The organism is Haloferax sp. AS1 (assembly GCF_014530665.1).
Lineage (GTDB): Archaea > Halobacteriota > Halobacteria > Halobacteriales > Haloferacaceae > Haloferax > Haloferax volcanii.
On record NZ_SPSA01000003.1, the window covers coordinates 236880 to 256102 of the forward strand.

A 19223-nucleotide genomic window follows, 5' to 3' on the forward strand; every position below is an offset into this window, starting at 1 on the left:
CATGACTAACTACGGCTTAGTAATCGACCAAGAGCGGTGTATCGGCTGTCACGCCTGCGCCGTGACGTGTAAACAGGAGAACAACGTCGGCCTCGGCCAGTACTGGAACCGCGTGCTCACCGAGGGCGGCGACAAGATGGACACGCCGGCCGGGACGTACCCGGAGAACGGCGAGGACGGCACGCTGGAGATGTCCTACCAGCCGACGGCCTGCCAGCACTGCGACAACGCGCCGTGCGTGAAGGTGTGTCCGGTCAACGCGACCTACACCCGCGAGGACGGCATCGTCGAAATCGACTACGACAAGTGTATCGGCTGTCGCTACTGCATGGCCGCCTGCCCGTACAACGCCCGCGTGTTCAACTGGGACGAACCGCAGACGGTCCCCGAAGACGGCACCGGCGACGTGCCGGCCCGGCCGCAGGGCGTCGTCGAGAAGTGTACGTTCTGTTCACACCGCGTCGAGGAGGGGCTCGACCCCGCCTGCGTCGTGAACTGCCCGGCGGACGCCCGCATCTTCGGTGACCTCGACAACGAGGAAAGCACCGTCTCGAAGTACATCAGAAAGTACCAGACGACGCGACTGCTCGAAGACCGCGGCACCGACCCGAAGACGTACTACATCCGCGGCGAGATGAGTCCGGGTCGCCCGCAGACCTCCGACAAGATGGAGAGCGAACTCGACGACGTGTCGGTCTGGTCGGAGCCGAAGGACAACGGTCCGGTCGAGGAAAGCGGCGGAAGCGGCGGCGGCGGCGGGTCGCACGGCTCGCTGTCGAACGACGCGCTTCCGCACGTCCCCGCGTTCGAGGGAGGTGACGACTGATGTCGAGAGAGACCGCCACCTCGCGGTTCGTCGTCCCCGAGTTCGGAAGCGCCGGGAAGCTCTGGGTGGGCTTTCTCGCCGCCGTCGTCTTAGTGGGCGTCGCCGCGTGGGCCTACCAACTCACCACCGGCCTCGTCGTCACGGGGATGCGCAACGTGTTCTCGTGGGGGCTGTACATCATGATGTTCGTCCTGTTCGTCGGGCTGTCGGCCGGCGGGCTCATCATCTCCAGCGCGCCGAAGTTCTTCCACTCGCACCGCTACGAGGGGTTCGCGCGCCTCGGGGTGCTGGTGAGCCTTGCGTGCATCACCGTCGCCGGGCTGCTCATCCTGCCCGACATCGGCCGCCCCGAGCGCCTCTACCAGTTTTTCACCTCGCCGGACTTCCGGTCACCGATGGTGTGGGACTTCGGCATCGTCATCCTCTACGGCGCGCTGAACCTCTGGTATCTCTGGCTCCTGACCCGCCGCGACCTCGCGGCCCGCGGGTCGCGGCTGGCGCTCGGCGTCGAGGACACGGAAGCCGGCCGCGAGCGCGACCGGACGCTCATGTTCTGGACCGCCGCCGTCGCGCTGCCGACCGCGGTCGCGCTCCACTCGGTCACCGGGTGGATTTTCGCGACGCAAATCGGCCGCGGCGACTGGTTCAGCCCGCTCGTCGCGCCGGTGTTCATCGCCAAGGCGCTCGTGTCCGGGCTCGGTCTGCTGTTGGTCGTCTCCGTCCTCGTCTCGCGGTTCACCCGCTTCAGCGTCGACCGCGAGGAGCTGACGAGCCTCGGGAAGGTGCTCGGCATCTTCCTCGCGTTCCACGTCGTCTACCTGCTCGCGGCCGAGCGCCTCCCGCACGCGTGGGCCGACCACTTCGGGTTCTGGGCCATCACCGAAAGCTTCCTCATCGGTGAGTCGGCGTACTTCTGGCTCTGGACGGTCGTCGGCGGGGCGGTCCCGCTTGTCATGCTCGCGCTCCCGTCGTTCCGCAAGCGCGTGTCGGTCATCTTCACCGCCAGCGCCCTCGCGGTGTTCGGGACGACCTTCGAGGGGGTTCGACTGGTCTTCACCGGCTACGACGCGGCCAACATCGACGCCGCGCCCGGCATCTCCGTCGGCGGCGAGTACGCCGGCGTGACGACCGACATCTGGGCGACCGCGGGGTCGTACACTCCCACGCTCGTCGAGGTCGCGGTCACCGCTGGCGTCATCGCCATCGGCGCGCTCATCGTCACCCTCGGACTGCGGTACGTCCCGATTCAGGCGGAACCCGAATCGACCGCCGTCGCGACCGACGGTGGCGAGACGCGGGGGGAAGACCGATGAGTGAACCCGCCGCCCAAAGCCCGAGCGAGGGGAACGAGAAGTACGAGGAGCACGCGGCGGCCGGCGACGCCTTCGAGTCGGCTCGGACGGCGACGTACGCGGTCCTCGCGGCCTGCTGGCGCGAACCGACCGAGCGGCTGGTCGAAGTCGCAAACGACGGCGAACTGTCGGCGCTGTTCGGCCCGCTGGAGTCGCTCGAACTCCACGCGCTGCGAAGCGAGTACGCCCGGCTGTTCATCGGCCCGGCCGGCCCGCCGTGTCCGCCCTACGAGAGCGTCTACCGCGACAGGGCGGACGACGACGAGTTCGGAGAGGTACTGGGACCGGCGACGACGGCCGTCGAGCGCTGGTATCAGGCGTTCGGCGTCGAGCACCGACCCGAGCAGCGCGACCTGCCGGACCACGTCGCGACGGAACTGGAGTTCTGCGCGTACCTCGCCGAACACGGCCGCGACGACCGCCTCGACCAGTTCCGCGACGAACACCTCACGCAGTGGGTCGACGACCTCTGTGACCGGGTCGAAACCGAGACGCGGTCGCCGTTCTACGCGGCGCTCGCCCGGACGACGCGGGAGGTGGTCAGCGACTGACACACAGCCGAGTTGGAACCGCCGAACCGAACGCACTCACCAGGTCGCTCCCGCGCCGAGTCGACTCGCTTTTTCGACCTCTTTAAAAGCCTTAATTATCAGCGGTTACATACACCGTTAGAGTCAACCGATATTGGAGTAGTGAGTACGCATGCACGCACACCACGACCGGTCGCGGCCGGCGACCCCCCTCTCCGAGTCGATTCTCGTCTGCGGCGACAGTCGAGTGTCGCTGACCGGCCCAGAGCTACGCGGGTTAGCCAGCGAGGACCGAACAGTGACGGTCGCGTGCGCGTCGGGGACGCGACACACCGCGACGTGGACCGGGGTTCCGGTCCTCGACCTCTTTGCCGACGCCGGCCTCGACGACGAGACGACGCACCTCCTGGTCGAGAGCGCCGACGGCTATCGGGTCTGCATCGACGTGTACGCCGCCCTCGACGCGGTCGTCGCCTACGCCCGTGACGGGACACCGATAGGCGAAGAACACGACTACGAGACGCGCTTTATCGCGCCCGACGTCGACGGGTCGCGGACGGTGAAAGGCGTCCGCGCCGTCGAGGCGCTCGCGCTCGACCCCGCCACCGACCCCGAATCGCTCGAAGACATCTTCAAGAAGCCCTGACCAGATGACGCGAGAGAGACAGAACCGACCGGACCGGACGGACGCGCCGACAGCGGCGGCCGCGCCGAGTCTACGGCCCGCGCCGGACGCGACGGCCGTCGTCCTCGCCGGCGGCGAGAGCACCCGCTTCGGGCCCGGACACAAGGCTCTCGCGACGCTCGACGGGGAGCCGCTGATTCGGCGCGTCGTCGGGACGCTCCGAGCCGTGGCGGGCCGCCCCCCGATAGTCGCGGTTCGGACCGCAGACCAGCGCGAGCGCCTCGCGCAGGCGCTCCCGAGGGACTGGGACGTGCGGTTCGTCCGCGACGAACCGAGGCTAGCGGGGCCGCTCGCGGGCGTCACCGCGGCCGCCGACACAGTCACCACTTCGTGGCTGTTCGTCGCCGGCTGTGATATGCCGCTTCTCGAACCGCACGCGGTGGCGGCGCTGTTCGAGTGCGCCGCCCGGAGCGACGGCGACCGCGACCGCGACCGGCACGTCTCAGCGGACGGCGACCGCCCCAGTCCGCCGGCCATCGTCCCCGTCTCCGAGCGCGGCCACGAACCGCTTCACGCCCTGTACCGCCGTGCCGCGGTCCGAGACAACGTCTCCGAACTCGCTCCCGACGACGGCCTCGGGGCGCTTTTGAACCGACTCGACGGCGTCGAGTACGTCGGATTCGACGCGCTTCCCGAGAGCGTCGACCGGTCGGTGACGAACGTGAACACGCGCACGGAGTTGGCGCGGGTCGCCGCCGGAGACGAGGTGCGGCGATGAACCCCGACTCGGCCGCGGGTCGGTCGAGCAGACGGGCGTTCCTCGCGGCCGTCGGCGGGGTCGCGGCCGGCGGCCTCACCGCGACAGCGGGCTGTCTCGGCCGGGGTGAGGAAGCACCGACCGTATCGATTCTCGCCGCCGGAAGCCTCCAGCGGGCGCTCACCACCGAGTTCGACGCGCCGGACGGAACTCGCATCGAGGTCGAGGCCCACGGCTCAGCGCGCGTGGCCCGGATGGTCGACGACGACCAACGCGACCCCGACATCGTCGCCCTCGCGGACCCGGCGCTGTTCGACGCGCCGCTTTCGGTCCCGTGGTACGCGACGTTCGCCAACAACGCGCTCGTCGTCGCGTACAACCCCCAGACGGAGGGCGGAACGCGGGTCACCGAGGCCGCCTCGTGGCCCGACGCCCTCCTCGACGACGCGGTCAGCCTCGGTCGGACCGACCCCGACCTCGACCCGCTGGGCTACCGGACGCGGTTCGCGCTCGCGCTCGCGGCCGACCACTACGACCGGCCGGCGCTCACAGCGGACCTGCTCCGCCGCGACCAGATATACCCCGAGACGCAACTGCTCGCGCAGTTCGACGCCGGCGGCGTCGACGCGGCGTTCGTCTACCGGAGCATGGCCGTCGAGCGCGACTACCCGTACCTCGAACTCCCGGCGGCAATCAACCTGAGCGACCCCGACCACGCGTCGGCGTACGCGACAGTCAGCTACACGCTCCCGGACGGCGTCACCGTCCGCGGCGGCCCGATTCGGTACGCCGCGACGCGCCGCACCGACACGGCGGCGGCGAAGTCGGTGTTCGAGGCGCTCGTCGGGACCGCCGGCGACTTCCTCGAACCCTCCGGGTTCACCGTGCGCGCGAGCCACCCACACTACTTCGGAGATGTCCCACCGACAGCCTAACCGCCGCGAGCGCGGCGTCACGCGACTCCTGCCCGAGACGTGGCGAGGCCTGACGCTGCTTCTCGCGGGGGTGCTTCTCCTCTACTACCTGCTTCCAATCGGCGCGCTCGTCTTCGCGCAGTCGCCGGCGTCGCTGGCTACCGACGTGACGAACGAGGTCGTCCTGACCGCCGCCACCAACTCCGTCGTCGCGGCGACGCTCAGCACGCTGGTCGCCGTCGCCTTCGGCGTTCCCTTGGCCTACTGGCTCTCGCGCACGTCGTTCCGCGGCCGCGACGTGATTCTGGCGCTGGTGATGCTCCCGCTCGTCCTCCCGCCGGTCGTCAGCGGGATGTTACTGCTCAGACTCGTCGGCCCCGCCGGCCTCGGCCAACTGACGAGCGTCCCGCTGACGCGCTCGCTTTTCGGCGTCGTTCTCGCGCAGACCTACGTCGCCTCGCCGTTTCTGGTCGTGACCGCGAAGACGGCCTTCGACGGCGTGGACAGGCAACTCGAAGCGGCGGCCCGCTCGCTCGGAGAGGACCGCGTCGGGAGCGTTCGACGCGTGACGCTCCCGCTGGCGAAGCAGGGCATCCTCGCCGGCGTGACCCTGACGTTCGCGCGGGCAATCGGAGAGTTCGGCGCGACGCTCATGCTGGCGTACTACCCGCGGACGCTCCCGGTGCAAATCTGGGTGTCGTACCTCTCGACCGGCCTCGACGCCGCGTTCCCGGTCGCGCTCGTCCTCGTCGGCATCGCCGTCGGGGCGATTCTGCTGGTCCACGCGCTGGGGACGAACCCGTGGGAGTGAACGGACAGAAACCCACCATCGCGCCGCACCCGAGGGTCGAGTGCGGCGGCCCCCGAAGCGACCGTATGCCCGTCGCGAGCGTGGGCGACGAGACGGTCGTCTCCGGCGAGGCCGTCGTGTTGTCGCTGGCGCACGACGGGGGCGTGAGAGGAAGGAACGAAGAGAGGAGTCGGGCTACCGACCGCAGGACTCACTCAGACCGGCGTCGTCCCGCTTACAGCGGGTAGTCGCGGGGTTCGTGCTGGAGGGAAATCCACTTGTCCTCGGTGATTTCGTCGAGGAAGGCGTCGCTGTTGTAGGTGCCGACGCCGGACGCCCCGATGCCGCTGAACGGGACGTGCGCCTCGTCGTTGATGGGCTGGTCGTTGACGTGGACGTTGCCGGTCTCCATCCGGAGGGCGATTTCCTTGCCGGTGGCGAGGTCGCCGGCGTGGACCGATCCGGAGAGGCCGTACTCGGTCGCGTTGGCGAGTTCGACCGCCTCGTCGACGTCCGAGAACGGGATGACGGGCGCGATGGGGCCGAAGTGCTCGTTGCAGGCCGCGGCCATGTCGTTCGTCACGCCCGAGAGGACGGTCGGTTCGACGACCAGCGAGTCGTCGACGCCGTCGAGGTCGGCCGTCGAGCCGCCGGTTTCCAGCGTCGCACCGGCGTCGACCGTCTCCTCGACGTAGCCCAGCATCTCGTCACGCTGGGACTCGTCGATGATGGGACCGACGACCGTGTCGTCCTCGTGGGCGGAGCCGACGGGCAGCTCCGCGGCCCGCTCGGTCAGCTTCTCGACGTACTCGTCGTAGACCGACTCGTGGACGATGTGGCGGTTGATGGAGATACAGACCTGTCCCTGGTGGACGAAGCTCCCGAAGACCGCGGCGTCGACCGCGCGGTCGACGTCCGCACCCTCGGTCACGACGTGGGCGTTGTTGCCGCCGAGTTCCATCGCGGGCACGGCGAGGTTCTCGCCGGCGATGCCCGAGACGCGCTTGCCGACCTCGGTGGAGCCGGTGAACGCCACCACGTCGCTCTCGGGGTGGCCGGCGACGCGGTCACCGATTTCGGAGCCGCGGCCGGTGACGACGTTGACGACGCCCTCGGGGAGGTCGGTCTCCTCGAACAGCTTGGCGAACAGCAGCCCGCCCGTGATGGGGGAGTTGGTCGAGGGCTTCAGTACGACCGCGTTCCCCGCGGCGACGGCGGGCGCGACCGCCCGCATCGACAGGTTCAGCGGGAAGTTCCACGGCGAGATGACCGTCACCACGCCCTTCGGGTTCTTCTGCACGATGTTCTCCTTGCCGGGGATGTTGGAGGCGACGTGCTCGCCACGCATCCGACGGGGCAGCGTCGCGGCCTCGCTCGCGTGGTCGGAGGCGATTTGGATGGAGGTCTCGCCCATGATGCGCGAGCCGCCGACCTCGTGTGCGAGGAGGTCGATAATCTCGTCTTCGTACTCGTTCAGCGCCTGGAGGAACTGCTCGACGACCTCCTGCCGCCGCGCGGGCGGCGCTTCGGCCCACGATTCCTGGGCTTCGGCGGCCGCCTCGTAGGCGGCGTCGACGTCGGCCTCCGTCCCGCGAGGGACGTGCGCGACCGTCTCGCGGGTCGACGGGTCCTCGACTGCGATGCTCTCGCCGCTCTCACTTTCGGTCCACTCGCCGTCGATGTACAGCGCGTTCCAATCGGCGTCGGTGGCGATGTCGTCGACCATGTGCAGTCGTGAGTTGGGGACGGCGGGATAAATGGGGCCGTAATGGGGAGAACTGCTCGCGTTACAACAACCTCAAGAGCCTCTGTCCCCGCGGCGCGCGAGGCGCGGTGACAGTATGGACGTGTCGAATGAAAGCGTCGTACACAACGACGACGAGGAGACGACAGACCGCCGATGAATATATGTTTTTTTAACAGAAACGGGTTCCCATGAGGCGAACCAGGGCGCTGACGATGTATCTCATCGTTCCGTGTCTGCTCTACGCTGCCGCGTTCGTAATCGTGGTAACTCAGTTTTCGGCTGTCGTCGAAACCAGCACGCTGCGGCAGTCACACACGATATTCGCAGCGATTATCGCGGTCGTTCTGCTCGTGAAAAGAGACGAACTGTCCGCCGAGAGGTGAGCGCGTTCCGCTCGGGGTGCGTGCTGTACTGCGTCACGAATCAGAATCGTCCGCCGAGTGCGAGGCGTCATCCGTACGCCTCAAGTTTGCCCATTCGACGGCGAGTCGCCGTTCCGCGAAACATCCGAATCGGCACCCACCTTCTTTACGGAGCGTTCCGTGGTCGCGAACAGAGGACTCGATGACACCGAAACAGGGTGGACATACACCGCTTTCTCCTCGCGCGACGCGAGCGTTCGAGCACCTTCGGCCCCTCGTCGCTGACCGCGACGCCGGGATGCCCGTGGCGGACGCGCGCCAACGAGTTCGCTCGGCGGGTGAAGACCCCGCGGCCGTCGACGAACTCCTGAACAAGGGCTATCTCTACGAAGTCGAAGGCGACGTGTTCGTGACGTGAGCGCTGCCGCGCCGGCCTGACCGGACGCGAAGGCGGACCACCGAACCGGACGCGACGAAGTGCGAGGCCGCGCCGACCGCGACCCGCTCGCGGGAGTCGGGTGCGACTATCCTGTGACACGCGAAGATTTTCGGCTATATAGCTCCCGTGCGACTCGTGAGACGCACATATCCGTCACGAGAATCGAGAGGAGCCACGAGATACTTACACCGCGAGCGAGACGTGCGGGGTGCATCATGAAGAAGGTCCTCGCACGAATCGGAATCGGCAACGCGACCGTCGATACCGTCCTCCCCTCCGATACCGTCCGCCCCGGCGAGACGGTCGACGCAGAGGTTCGCATCGAAGGCGGGTCGGCGGAACAGGAAATCGGGAAGGTTCGGTTCGAGCTGGAGACCCGCTACCGAACCGACGACGGCTACCGAGAGGTCGATATCGCGCAGTACACCCTCGCGGAGAGCCTCACTGTCCAACCGGACGAACAAGAGACACGGGACGTGTCACTCGACATTCCCCACGGGACGCCCGTCACACTCGGGAACGTCGACGTGTGGGTCGAGACCGAACTCGACATCGAACTGGCCGTCGACCCCGAAGACAAAGACTACCTGAACGTCCAGCCGACGCCGCGGCTGCAAGCCGTCTTCGACGCGCTCGACGACCTCGGCTTCTCGCTGCACACCGCCGAGTGCGAGGCCGACCCCCACGGCGTGTTCACCTCGTCGCGGCGCTTCGTCCAAGAGTTCGAGTTCCGACCCACGTCGGGTCCGTTCGCCGGCGATGTAGACGAACTCGAAGTCGTGCCGCGACCGGACGAAGACGCGCTCGAACTGTTCCTCGAAGTCGACCGCCGCGGCGGCGTGCTGAGCGAGCTCAGCGACTTAGACGAGCGGACCGTCCAGACGACGGTTCGGACCACCGACGTGAGCGACGTGCGCGACGAGCTGGAGTCGCTGATTCGCGCCAACGCCTGACGGCGGCGCACGGGACGAATTACCCCAACTCACTTCCGGCGACCCAACGTTTTTGCGTCGATTCGGCGTATCTCTGCCGGCATGACGACACTCGAAGACATCGACCTGGACTTCGTCCCGTTCGGCCAGACGGGTCTCCAGACGAGCGAACTCCAGTTCGGGACGTGGCGGTTCGGCAAGGAGACCGAACAGGGCAACGTCGAAATCGACGAGGAGCGCGCGCACGAACTGCTCGACGCTTACGAGGCGGCCGGCGGGCGCTTCATCGACACCGCAGACATCTACGGCGGCGGCGCGAGCGAGCGCTGGATCGGCGACTGGCTCGAAGACCGAGACCGAGAGCGCTTCACCATCGCGTCCAAAATCTACTGGCAGATTCGCGACGGCGACCCGAACAGCCGCGGGACGAACCGGAAGAACGTCCGCCACCGCATCGACGCCCTACTCGACCGCCTCGACACCGACTACGTTGACGTGCTCTACATCCACCGCTGGGACGACGAGACGCCCACGCGCGAGATGATGAAGACGCTCAACGGCCTCGTCGAAGACGGGAAGGTCCACTACCTCGGCGCGTCGACGCTCCGACCGAACGCCTGGAAAGTGGCGAGGGCGAACGAAATCGCCCGCGCCGAGGGCTGGGAGCCGTTCACGGTCGCACAGCCGCGGTACAACCTCGTCGACCGCGAAATCGAAGGGGATTACTTGGAGATGACCCGCTCGTACGGCATCGCGGTCTGCCCGTGGAGCCCGCTCGGACAGGGCTTTCTCACCGGAAAGTACACCCGCGAGGACGGTCTCACCGGCGAGTCCCGCGCCGCGGAGTCCAGCCGGTTCGAGGAGTCGTATCTGACCGAGGAGAACTTCGACGTGCACGACGAACTCGATGCGGTCGCCGGAGAAGTCGACGCGACGCCCGCGCAGACGGCGCTCGCGTGGCTCATGCACCGCGACGGCGTCACCGCACCCATCGTCGGCGCGCGCACGGTCGAACAGCTGACCGAGAACCTCGAAGCCGCGACCATCGACCTCACGGACGAGCAGGTCGACCGCCTGACCGGGGCGAAGCCCGACCCCTACGCGGGGCTCTAACGGCCTATTTGGGCAGTATTACACGCCCTCGCGAATCGTCTTGTAGAGGTGCGCGAGCGTCTTCATCCCCGGCGCGTTCCGTTCGAGGGAGTAGAAGGGGTGAAGTTCGGGGTTGAACTTCGCCTTGTATCGGTTGATGCGGCGGTTGTTCGCGCCGACGAGGTCGTAAGTCGTCCGCCCGCGGTCCATCGCGTCGCGCATGATGCGCCAGTCCAGCAGGTCGTTGATGGCGAGGTCTGAGTCCACGTCGGCCCGGACGCCGCCCTGCCACCGCGACACCGTCTCCTTGTAGTCGACGGCGAGGATTCCGCCGGCGAACTCGCCGTCGATTCGGAGGACGTAGGGGCGAATCTGTCCCTCGGGAAGGGTGGCGTAGAGGTCCCTGACGAACTCCGGCGACGACCGATAGGAGATGCCCTGCGCTTCGTAGCGCGAGGCGACCTGTTCGACGATGCGCGCGATTGCTTCGGGTCCGCCCTCCTCGATGGTGTACGCGTCGTCGGGCGCGTTCCGGATGTTCGACCGGGCGTCGCTACTGAAGCTCATGAACACGTCGTCGACGCCGGGCGAGAGGTCGACGTGGTAGGTGTACTGCGGCGTTATCGCGTAGTCGTTCCACGAGAACGCCCTGAGGTCGTCGTACCGGCCGTCGAGTCGGATGTGGGCGTAGCGCGGCCGAATCTCGTCGCGGACCCATGCGAGACAGTCGTCGATGAACTCGTGGTGTCGGCCCTCGCGCTTTCGCTGTTTCATGTGGTCCATGTTCAGGAGGACCGGACCGAGGTACGCGACGCGAAGCTCCGGCGGCGGCGAAAACACCGTCGCTATCGGCCCCTTGTTGATTCGGAACACCGGAAACAGTCCGACGACCTCCTCGCCTTTTCGTCCGACGAGCGGAACCAACTCCGCGCCCGCGTGCGCCGCCTGAATCTCCAGCGCGTCGTACTGATGGAACGCGTTGCCATGCGGTGACTGTTCGACGAACGCGTCCCAGCCGTGGACGTCGTCTCCAGTCGCCCGCCGAACCTCGATACTCATGAGTAAGGTGCCTGAACTGTCGCGTCAGCCCTCTTTGTTATGCGCCCGTTATGCGGGTGATTTGACCCGCTTCGGACGGCTCACAACCGCATCACGGCAGTCGTTAACGGCAAATCTCAGATAAGAATCCGACGACGGTGCAAACGTTCGCGGGTCGGAAGTCGACGAGTCGGGAGGAAGCCGTCAAAGCGGGGACTACCCTCGCGTTTGTAACGCCGGGTCGAAGCCACCGTTTTACGCGGTGAGACCGAACTTCGACCATGGCCGGTCTCTCCGAACGCGCCGCGTCGCTCGTGACGAGCGAACCGCTCATGGCGCACCTCGCGACCAGCGTCGACGACCGCCCCCACGTCGCGCCCGTCTGGTTCGACTACGCGGCCGACCGCGGGGTAATCGAAGTGCTCACCACGGGCCGAAAGCTCGCTAACATCCGCGAGAACCCGCGCGTCGCGCTCTCCATCCAGAAGGACGAGAAGGGACAGGCGCAATGGAAGGTGACGGTTCTCGGAACGGCCACCGTCGTCACCGACGACGACGCCCTGCGAGACGCCACGCGGCGAATCAATCGGAAGTACGGGGCCGATGAGTCGGCGTGGCCCGAAAACGAGTTGGTCCGCATCTCGGTGGGGACCGCGACGGTCAGCGAGTACTGAAGTCGTTCAGTCGGACGACGGCGCGTCAGTTTGGCCGTCGTCGAACCGCCGAATCTCCCGCGAGAGCCGCCCGAGGTCGAACCCGGCGTCCGCGAATCGGGCGGCGACGAGCGACGCCGCCGTCGACACCACGAACGCCCCGCCGAAGGAGGTGAGATACAGCGGGTCGGCCGCGGGGAGCAGGCCGCCGACGACCGGAATCGACGTGATGACGCCGCGGAGGTCGGGGAAGAACGCGAGGCCGACGGCGAGCCCGGTGAGACTGCTCGCGAGCGCGCCGAGGCCGGTGATTCGCGTCGAGTACAGCCCGTAGACGAGCGGGAAGGCGACGGCCGCGCCGAGCAGGTCAGCGAAGAAGAACAGCCGGAGGACGCTCTGAGCACGGAGACTGACGTAAATCGCGGCGGCCGCGACGGCGATGGTGAGCGCCCGCGACCCGAGGGCGAGGCGGCGGTCGCTCGGCTCCGCGAGCAGGCGGGCGAGGTCCGCGGTCACGAGACTCGAAAGCGCGTTGAACAGCGTGTCGATGGAACTCATCACGAGCAGGAGCGCGAGGAGGACCGCCGCGAGGACGAGCCACTCGGGGAACGCCTCGCCGAGGAGAACGAAGAAGGCGGCGTCGGCGTTGTAGCCCGCGCTCGCGGGGTCGGTGACGACGGCGGCGTTGCCGACCGCGACGACGCCGAAGAAGGCGGTGACGAACACGATAGCTCCGTTGGCGAGCGCCGCGGTCCGGAAGCTCCGCCCGACCGTCTCCGACGAGTCGGCCGCGTAGATGCGCTGCCACCAGGTCTGGTTGATGAGTTCCGCGCCGAGGATGGCGAACGCGAGCGCGAGGCCGAACTGGAGGCCGGCGACCGCCCCGAGGTCGAGGAGCGCGGGGTTCGTCGCCGTGATGCCGTCGATGGCGGCGGCGGGGCCGCCGAGCGCGACGAGTGCGCCGGCGAACGCGAGCAAGAGGAGCGGGATGACGACGACCGCTTGGACCGCGTCGGTCGCGATGCTGGCCCGGAGGCCGCCGTAACTCGTGTAGAGCAGGACGAAGCCGCCGACGAGGAGCGCGGTCTGCCACTGCGGGACGCCGGCGACGAGCGAGAGCGCGCCCGCGATGCCGGTCAGTTCGGCGGCGAGGAAGATGAACATGTAGAGCGCGCTCACGAGGAGGACGAAGGCGTACATCGCGGTCCCGTAGCGGGCGTGGGCGTACTCGGTCAGCGAGTGGCCTTCGGGGATGAGTTTCCGGATTCGCGGGCCGAGGCGGGCGTAGACGAGCATCGGGACGGCCTCGCCGACCGCGTAGCCGACGACGGCCGCGATACCGAAGCTCGCGCCCGCTTCGGGGGCCGAAAACAGCACCCAGACGCCCATGACGGACGCGACGAGCGTCGACGTCGTCCGCCGGCTTCCCGCGGAGTCGCGGGCGCTGATGAGGTCCTCGACGGAGCCGACGCGACCCCGGGAGAACCACACGCCGACGCCGGTAAACGCGACGAGCGTCGCGACGGTTAGCCCGAGCGCGACGGTCGAACTCACCATCGGTCGTCACCCGGTCGGGACGAACCTCGGCCCAGTTCGTACGCCTCGTCGAAGAACGCGACCTCCAGTTCGACCGTGCGACGGAACAGCTGTTCGAGCCGCCGTTGTCGGCGCGGCGAGGCGGCCGCACCCTCGCGGTCGAGTTCGGTTCGGAGCCACTCGACGAACGACGCGAAGTCGTCGACTGCGTGGAGGTCGACCCACTCGGAGAGGTAAAATCGAGACGGGGAGTCGTCAGCGTCGGCCGCGGCGGTCGCCCACGACAGGTAGACCCACTCGGCGGGGACGAGCACCGCCAGCGTCTCGGCGTACCCGCCCTGCCCCGCGGCGCGTTCGAGGAGGTCGATGAAGGCGCGCGTCGTCGGCGTGGTTTTCGGCTCCGAGTAGACCGATTCGGGCACGTCGAGCGCGTCGAACGCCCGCAGGAAGTAGTCGTCCTCGTCGTCGGTCAGGACGCCGAGAAACGAGACGAGTTCCGACTTCGACGACATCGTCGGCGCGGTGCCGACGGCGTGACCGAAGACGCCGACGAGCGTCTCCACGAAGGCGTAGTCCTGCACGAGATACTGCCTGAACACGTCGTCCGCGAGTTCGTCGGCGGCGAGTTCCCGCGTCAGTCGGTGCGCGGTCGCGTCGTCCCACGACTCGCCCGCGCGGTCGCGGAGCCAGTCGGTAAAGCGCGGGTCCGACCGCGACGCGGCGAACTCGTCGTACGTCTCGGGGGCCGGCTGGCTCTCACCGGGCGAGCCGACCGAGTCCGACGGGTCGCCGTCGGTCATAGCGGCCACTCCTCTTGCCGCCACGCGGCGTCCCAAAACTGGTACTCGTACTGCGCCGACGTGCGGAACAGGTCGCGGTAGCGCTCGCGGTCCGACTCGGTCGCGCTCGCGGCCACGTCGTCCATGAGCGCCTTACACCAGTCGGTGAGTTCGGTGAACTCGTCGCCGGCGTACATCTCGACCCACGCGGCGTACTGGTCGTGGTCCGGGACACCCGCGTCCGCGAGGCGGCGTCCCGTCTCGTTGAACCCCCACATGCAGGGGAGCAAGGCGGCGACGATATCGCCGAACGAGCCGAGCGTCGCGGTGCGAACGAGGAAATCCGTGTAGGCCCGGGTCGTCGGTGACGGCGTCGTGGCTTCGAGTTCGTCGGTGTCGATGCCGAACTCGGCGGCGTAGCTCCGGTGGAGGTCCATCTCCTCGTTGACGGTCGATTCGAGGAGGCTCGCGAACGTCCCCATCGAGTCGAGCGTCGGGGCCTTCGCGGCACCGAGCGCGAAGAGACGACTGTACTCGACGAGGTAGACGTAGTCCTGCCGCACCCAGTAGCGGAACGGCTCCTCGTCGAGGCTCCCCTCCCCGAGTCGGACGACCATCGGATGGTCGAGGATGGCCGACCAGAACTCGTCGGCCTCGTCGTGAATCGTGTCTGTGAACGCCATAGCGAGTAATCGAAGAAGACGCTGAAAAGAATTATGATGGGGTAGTATTCATTAGTTATTCGTGCGGGAGAGCGGCGTCTCGGACCAGCGTATCGGATGTGTTCAACGGGGTCGCCACCGTTCGACGGTTTCTAAGTCCGGACTGTGTTTCAAATCCGGACTGTTGTCCGGTCGACGGCCGATTAGCCGCCCGGTTGTCCAGTTGTCCGGTGGTTAACGGGGAGAAACGACCCCGGTAGTTTAAGGCAAATGAGTGTCAACTATTTCACAAGATGTCGCAGGTGAACGCCATCGGGTCCATCGAGATTCAGAACGTCGTCGCTTCGACGGAAGTTCCGGTCGAGCTCGACCTCGAACGGCTCTCGCTCGACATGAACGGGACCGATTACGACCCCGAGAACTTCCCCGGACTCGTGTATCGGACTCGGAATCCCAAGTCGGCGTGTCTCGTCTTCCGGTCGGGCAAAGTCGTCTGCACCGGCGCGGACAGCGTCGACGACGTGAGTACGGCCATCGAAACGCTGTTCGACGAGTTCACCGAACTCGGAATCCCGATTCCCGACGACCCGGATATCACCGTCCAAAACATCGTTTCGAGCGCCGACCTCGGGGCGGCGCTCAACCTGAACGCGTTGGCTATCGGCCTCGGTCTCGAAGCCGTCGAGTACGAACCCGAGCAGTTCCCCGGACTCGTCTACCGCCTCGACGAACCGAGCGTCGTCGTCCTCATGTTCGGGAGCGGGAAAATCGTGATTACGGGGGCGAAGCGGGTTGGCGACGCCGAAGCAGCCCTCGAAACCGTCGACGATGACGTTCGCGAACTCGGACTACTCGGGTGAGCACTCGTCGGGTACTCGGTCGGCGGTGAGCGACGGGGTGTTGCCCGACGTGTTGGCGTGGTTGGGGGGTAGTGAACTGGAAGTCGGCAGACCGGTCACGGATTCGTTGTTCGTTGTTTGTTGTTGGATTTTGTGCCGCTTTGTTATTTTGTTGTTGTTATTATTTTGTTGCTGTTGTTTTATTGTTTTTTGTTGTGTTAAGTAGTAGAACTAGTAGTCTAGCTACTAGTGATAATGTGATGTCGAGATACCATGACTACTCTTCGAGGACCGGGTGTCACTCACGAGTAGACCATCTGTCCTCGGGAACACACACACACCCCCCTCGCGTTTGTAACGGCTACGCCAGTCCCTAGGGAGATTCGACACACCCCCCTCGCGTTTGTAAATATAGGGGCAAAATCAACCGATAACACCTCACCCGTCGGCCCACCCCCCACGCCGATTCGCGTTACATTCGCGAGGGTGGTGTGTCTGCACTGCCCCTTTCACCACTCGACGTTACAAACGCGACGGTACTCCCCCGTTCGATTACAAACGCGAGGGTGGTCTCTCGGAGGCCGAGTTACAAACGCGAGTGTACCCCCCCCACCGACTGTGTCTTCCTCGTGACCGCCTCTGCCGTTACAAACGCGAGGGTGGTGTCTGACGGTCTTACTTGCGCGATACTACTCGTTGATCGTCGAATCCAAAACCGGGTCCGAAGTGCCGTTCAAACGGCCGTATTTGTCGCTGTTACAAACGCGAGTCCACCCCTTCACATTTATTACGGGTGAGTATGAATACCGAACTCACATGACATCGGACGAGAGCGAGGGTGGGACCCGCGACCCGCTGTTCCGCTATGACCAACCCATCTTTGCGAACGAGGATATCCTCAAAATCTCTCATCTCCCCGGTCCCGACAAGATTGTCGGCCGCGACGAGCACATGTCGAAAGTCGCACAGGCGCTCAACCCCGCCATCTTCGGACGCGAACCGACCCATCTGTTCATCTTCGGCAAGACCGGGTCGGGAAAGACGCTCACCGCTCGCCTCGTGAGCGAGCGACTCCAGCACGAGGCGGTCCGCGAGGACGTCGACGTCCGCATCGCCGTCATCGACTGCGGCGAACAGCACACCGAGGCCTCGGTCATCAAGACGCTCGCCTCGCAGGTCAACGACCCGTCGAAAAGCGGGATGACGATTCCCGAGCGCGGGCTGTCGACCGGCGACTACTACAACCGACTGTGGCAGGTGCTCGACACCTGTTCCGACGTGACCATCGTCATCCTCGACGAAATCGATATGCTCCGCGACGACGAGGTGCTCCGAAAGCTCTCGCGCGCGGGCGAGAATCAAAAGATAGTGGACTCGCGCATCGGCATTATCGGCATCTCGAACAAAATCGACTACCCCGAGGAACTCACGGAGCGCGTCAAATCGAGCTTCGCCCACGACGAACTCGTCTTCCCGTCGTACGACGCGAACCAACTCCGCGAAATCCTCGAAAACCGGAAGGACGCGTTCAAGCCCGGCGTCCTCACCGACGACGTGATTCCCCTCGCGAGCGCGCTCGCCGCCCAGGAACACGGCGACGCCCGGAAGGCCATCGACATCCTGCGCAACGCCGGCCGAATCGCGCGAAACGAGAGCGCCGAGACCGTCACCGACGACCACGTGCGGGCGGCCAAGGAGAAAAGCGAGGCCGACCGCTTCAGCGAACTCCTCGAAGGGACCGCCACGCAGTCGAAGGCCGTCCTCTACTCGCTGGTCCTCCAGACCGGCGGCCGGAAGACCGCCGAGATTACGACGAACAAGATTTACCGACAGTATCTCACCGTCGCCGACGACCTCGACATGGACCAACTCTCCGAGCGCCGCGTGCAGGAACTCCTGCAGGAACTCGACTTCCTCAACGTCATCCAGTCGGAGGTCCGCGGGCGCGGCCGCGGACAGGGCGTCCACGGGACCCACCGCCTGCTCGAGGACCCGGACATCGTCAAGCGAGTGCTCCTCCGGGACAGCCGTATCTCCACGCTCGAATAGCGACGCACGGCACGCGACGCCTGCGTCCGCACGGGTCTCCGATGCTGTCGGCCGCGTCGGAAAAAAGCTACCGCACGAACCCTTAACACACGTCCGTCTCTGTCGATAGACGACCGAAACCATGGACGAAGAGTTACGCTCGTTGCTCACGAGTCTCGTCGAAATCGAGACCGAGAATCCGCCGGGGGACGAGGCGGCGGCGGCGCAGTTCGTGTCCGACTGGCTGGACTCCCGAGGCGTCTCGGCGACGCTCGTCGAGGAACCGTTCCCCGACCGACCGCAGGTCGCGGCCCGCGTCGGCGACGGCGAACCCTCGGTCGTCCTCAACGGCCACCTCGACGTGGTCCCGGCGGGCGACCGAGACCAGTGGACCCATCCACCGTACGACCCGACCGTCAGAGACGGCAGACTGTACGGTCGCGGGAGCGCGGACATGAAGTGCGGCGTCGCCCTCGCGATGCTCGCGACGGTCGAGTTCGCCGACGCGTTCGAGTCCGGAGCGCTCGACGGCTCGCTCGTGTTCCACGCCGCCGTCGGCGAGGAGACGGCCGAACCGGGGACGAAGACGCTCCTCGAACGCGGCTACGACGGCACCTACGGCGTCGTGCTCGAACCGACGGCGCTGCGGACCGCGACGAGCGCGAAGGGCCTCGGCTGGTACGAGATTTCCGTCGGCGGCGACCCGTCGCACGCGAGCCGGCCCGACGAGGGGGACAACGCGATTGGGAACGCTCGTCCCGTTCTCGACGCGCTCGAAGCGTACGACGAGGAGATTCGGGCACGCTCCGACTCGCTCGTCGGTCGCCCGACCGCGACGGTCACGCGGTTCGAGGCGGGGACGAAGGAGAACGTCGTTCCGGAGAGCGCGACCATCACGGTCGACAGGCGGTTCGTCCCCGCTGAGACAGTCGAGGAAGTCGACGCCGAAATCGACGCGCTGCTCTCCGACGTGGCGGCCGAACACGACCTGAACGTCGAGTGGACGCGAACGCGAGTCTACGAATCGGCGGCGGTTCCGACCGACAGCGACATCGCGGCGCGCTTTCGGGACGCGGCCGCCGAGCGGGCGGATATCGACCCCGAGCCGTGGGGGATTCGGGCGGCGACCGACGTTCGGAACCTCGTCAACGACGCCGGGATGGACGCGATTACGTGGGGGCCGGGGTCGATGGCGCAGGCCCACGCCTACGACGAGTACATCGAACTGTCGGAGGTCGAAGCCGGGTACGACATCCTCCGCACGGCGCTCCGCGGGCTGTTCGAGGCCGGCGCAGACTGACACCGACTGTCGGCTGACGGGC

General features: G+C 66.7%; 20 protein-coding genes. 15 read left to right on the plus strand and 5 right to left on the minus strand.

Going from position 1 to position 19223, the window contains the following annotated elements:
- Window position 1: 1 nt before the first annotated feature.
- The 7 genes from dsrO (at window position 2) to E4P24_RS17995 (ending at window position 5815) form a co-directional block, all read left to right on the plus strand.
- Window positions 2–826 carry a sulfate reduction electron transfer complex DsrMKJOP subunit DsrO gene (dsrO, locus tag E4P24_RS17965; RefSeq protein WP_188148979.1) on the plus strand — a complete coding sequence of 275 codons (825 nt, stop codon included), beginning with the start codon at window positions 2–4 and terminating at the stop codon, window positions 824–826.
- Window positions 826–2139, plus strand: coding sequence for an NrfD/PsrC family molybdoenzyme membrane anchor subunit (nrfD, locus tag E4P24_RS17970; protein WP_004061840.1), 1314 nt, complete (start codon window positions 826–828; stop codon window positions 2137–2139). Before dsrO ends, nrfD begins: the two co-directional genes overlap by 1 nt.
- Window positions 2136–2729, plus strand: a complete 594-nt coding sequence (locus E4P24_RS17975; RefSeq protein ID WP_004061839.1) for a molecular chaperone — start codon at window positions 2136–2138, stop codon at window positions 2727–2729. The genes nrfD and E4P24_RS17975 overlap by 4 nt, the downstream gene beginning before the upstream one ends.
- Window positions 2730–2880: 151 nt before the next feature.
- Window positions 2881–3354, plus strand: a complete 474-nt coding sequence (locus E4P24_RS17980) for a molybdopterin-dependent oxidoreductase (protein WP_006600054.1) — start codon at window positions 2881–2883, stop codon at window positions 3352–3354.
- Between the two features lie 4 nt (window positions 3355–3358).
- Entirely contained in the window at window positions 3359–4111 is a 753-nt protein-coding gene (locus tag E4P24_RS17985) for a molybdenum cofactor guanylyltransferase (protein WP_188148980.1), read from the plus strand.
- Window positions 4108–5025 (plus strand): extracellular solute-binding protein, encoded by a 918-nt coding sequence (locus E4P24_RS17990; RefSeq protein ID WP_004041165.1) that lies wholly within the window; start codon window positions 4108–4110, stop codon window positions 5023–5025. Before E4P24_RS17985 ends, E4P24_RS17990 begins: the two co-directional genes overlap by 4 nt.
- Window positions 5006–5815, plus strand: coding sequence for a molybdenum ABC transporter permease (locus E4P24_RS17995; RefSeq protein ID WP_004041164.1), 810 nt, complete (start codon window positions 5006–5008; stop codon window positions 5813–5815). The genes E4P24_RS17990 and E4P24_RS17995 overlap by 20 nt, the downstream gene beginning before the upstream one ends.
- Before the next feature lie 214 nt (window positions 5816–6029).
- Here the strand turns inward: E4P24_RS17995 and E4P24_RS18000 are convergent, their stop codons facing one another.
- A complete protein-coding gene (locus E4P24_RS18000; protein ID WP_188148981.1) occupies window positions 6030–7520 on the minus strand; it encodes an aldehyde dehydrogenase family protein in 1491 nt (496 codons plus the stop codon).
- 209 nt (window positions 7521–7729) lie between these two features.
- On the opposite strand from E4P24_RS18000, the gene E4P24_RS18005 reads away from it, so the two are divergent.
- The 4 genes from E4P24_RS18005 (at window position 7730) to E4P24_RS18020 (ending at window position 10387) form a co-directional block, all read left to right on the plus strand.
- Window positions 7730–7924, plus strand: coding sequence for a hypothetical protein (locus tag E4P24_RS18005; RefSeq protein WP_004061830.1), 195 nt, complete (start codon window positions 7730–7732; stop codon window positions 7922–7924).
- Between the two features lie 181 nt (window positions 7925–8105).
- The gene (locus tag E4P24_RS18010; RefSeq protein WP_049897149.1) at window positions 8106–8321 is read left to right on the plus strand and encodes a hypothetical protein; all 216 of its coding nucleotides are present in this window, start codon (window positions 8106–8108) and stop codon (window positions 8319–8321) included.
- 236 nt (window positions 8322–8557) lie between these two features.
- Window positions 8558–9295 (plus strand): sporulation protein, encoded by a 738-nt coding sequence (locus E4P24_RS18015; protein ID WP_004041160.1) that lies wholly within the window; start codon window positions 8558–8560, stop codon window positions 9293–9295.
- Between the two features lie 81 nt (window positions 9296–9376).
- Window positions 9377–10387, plus strand: coding sequence for an aldo/keto reductase (locus E4P24_RS18020; RefSeq protein ID WP_004061825.1), 1011 nt, complete (start codon window positions 9377–9379; stop codon window positions 10385–10387).
- Between the two features lie 18 nt (window positions 10388–10405).
- On the opposite strand, the gene E4P24_RS18025 is transcribed toward E4P24_RS18020, so the two are convergent.
- Window positions 10406–11425, minus strand: a complete 1020-nt coding sequence (locus tag E4P24_RS18025) for a GNAT family N-acetyltransferase (protein ID WP_006600047.1) — start codon at window positions 11423–11425, stop codon at window positions 10406–10408.
- Between the two features lie 260 nt (window positions 11426–11685).
- Here E4P24_RS18025 and E4P24_RS18030 point away from each other — a divergent pair, with 260 nt between their 5' ends.
- Window positions 11686–12078 carry a pyridoxamine 5'-phosphate oxidase family protein gene (locus E4P24_RS18030; RefSeq protein ID WP_188148982.1) on the plus strand — a complete coding sequence of 131 codons (393 nt, stop codon included), beginning with the start codon at window positions 11686–11688 and terminating at the stop codon, window positions 12076–12078.
- A gap of 6 nt (window positions 12079–12084) precedes the next feature.
- On the opposite strand, the gene E4P24_RS18035 is transcribed toward E4P24_RS18030, so the two are convergent.
- The 3 genes from E4P24_RS18035 to tenA are packed head-to-tail and all read right to left on the minus strand — an operon-like array spanning window position 12085 to window position 15055.
- The gene (locus E4P24_RS18035) at window positions 12085–13614 is read right to left on the minus strand and encodes a sodium:proline symporter (protein ID WP_188148983.1); all 1530 of its coding nucleotides are present in this window, start codon (window positions 13612–13614) and stop codon (window positions 12085–12087) included.
- Complete coding sequence (locus E4P24_RS18040) at window positions 13608–14393, minus strand: TenA family protein (protein WP_115861623.1); 786 nt, start codon at window positions 14391–14393, stop codon at window positions 13608–13610. Before E4P24_RS18040 ends, E4P24_RS18035 begins: the two co-directional genes overlap by 7 nt.
- Window positions 14390–15055, minus strand: coding sequence for a thiaminase II (gene tenA, locus E4P24_RS18045; protein WP_188148984.1), 666 nt, complete (start codon window positions 15053–15055; stop codon window positions 14390–14392). Before tenA ends, E4P24_RS18040 begins: the two co-directional genes overlap by 4 nt.
- A 272-nt stretch (window positions 15056–15327) precedes the next feature.
- Between tenA and E4P24_RS18050 the strand changes: the two genes are divergently transcribed.
- The 3 genes from E4P24_RS18050 (at window position 15328) to E4P24_RS18060 (ending at window position 19201) form a co-directional block, all read left to right on the plus strand.
- A complete protein-coding gene (locus E4P24_RS18050) occupies window positions 15328–15894 on the plus strand; it encodes a TATA-box-binding protein (protein WP_004061821.1) in 567 nt (188 codons plus the stop codon).
- A 795-nt stretch (window positions 15895–16689) separates the two neighbouring features.
- Window positions 16690–17922 (plus strand): Cdc6/Cdc18 family protein, encoded by a 1233-nt coding sequence (locus E4P24_RS18055; protein WP_004041152.1) that lies wholly within the window; start codon window positions 16690–16692, stop codon window positions 17920–17922.
- 121 nt (window positions 17923–18043) lie between these two features.
- A complete protein-coding gene (locus tag E4P24_RS18060) occupies window positions 18044–19201 on the plus strand; it encodes a M20 family metallopeptidase (protein WP_188148985.1) in 1158 nt (385 codons plus the stop codon).
- The last annotated feature ends 22 nt before the right edge of the window (window positions 19202–19223 follow it).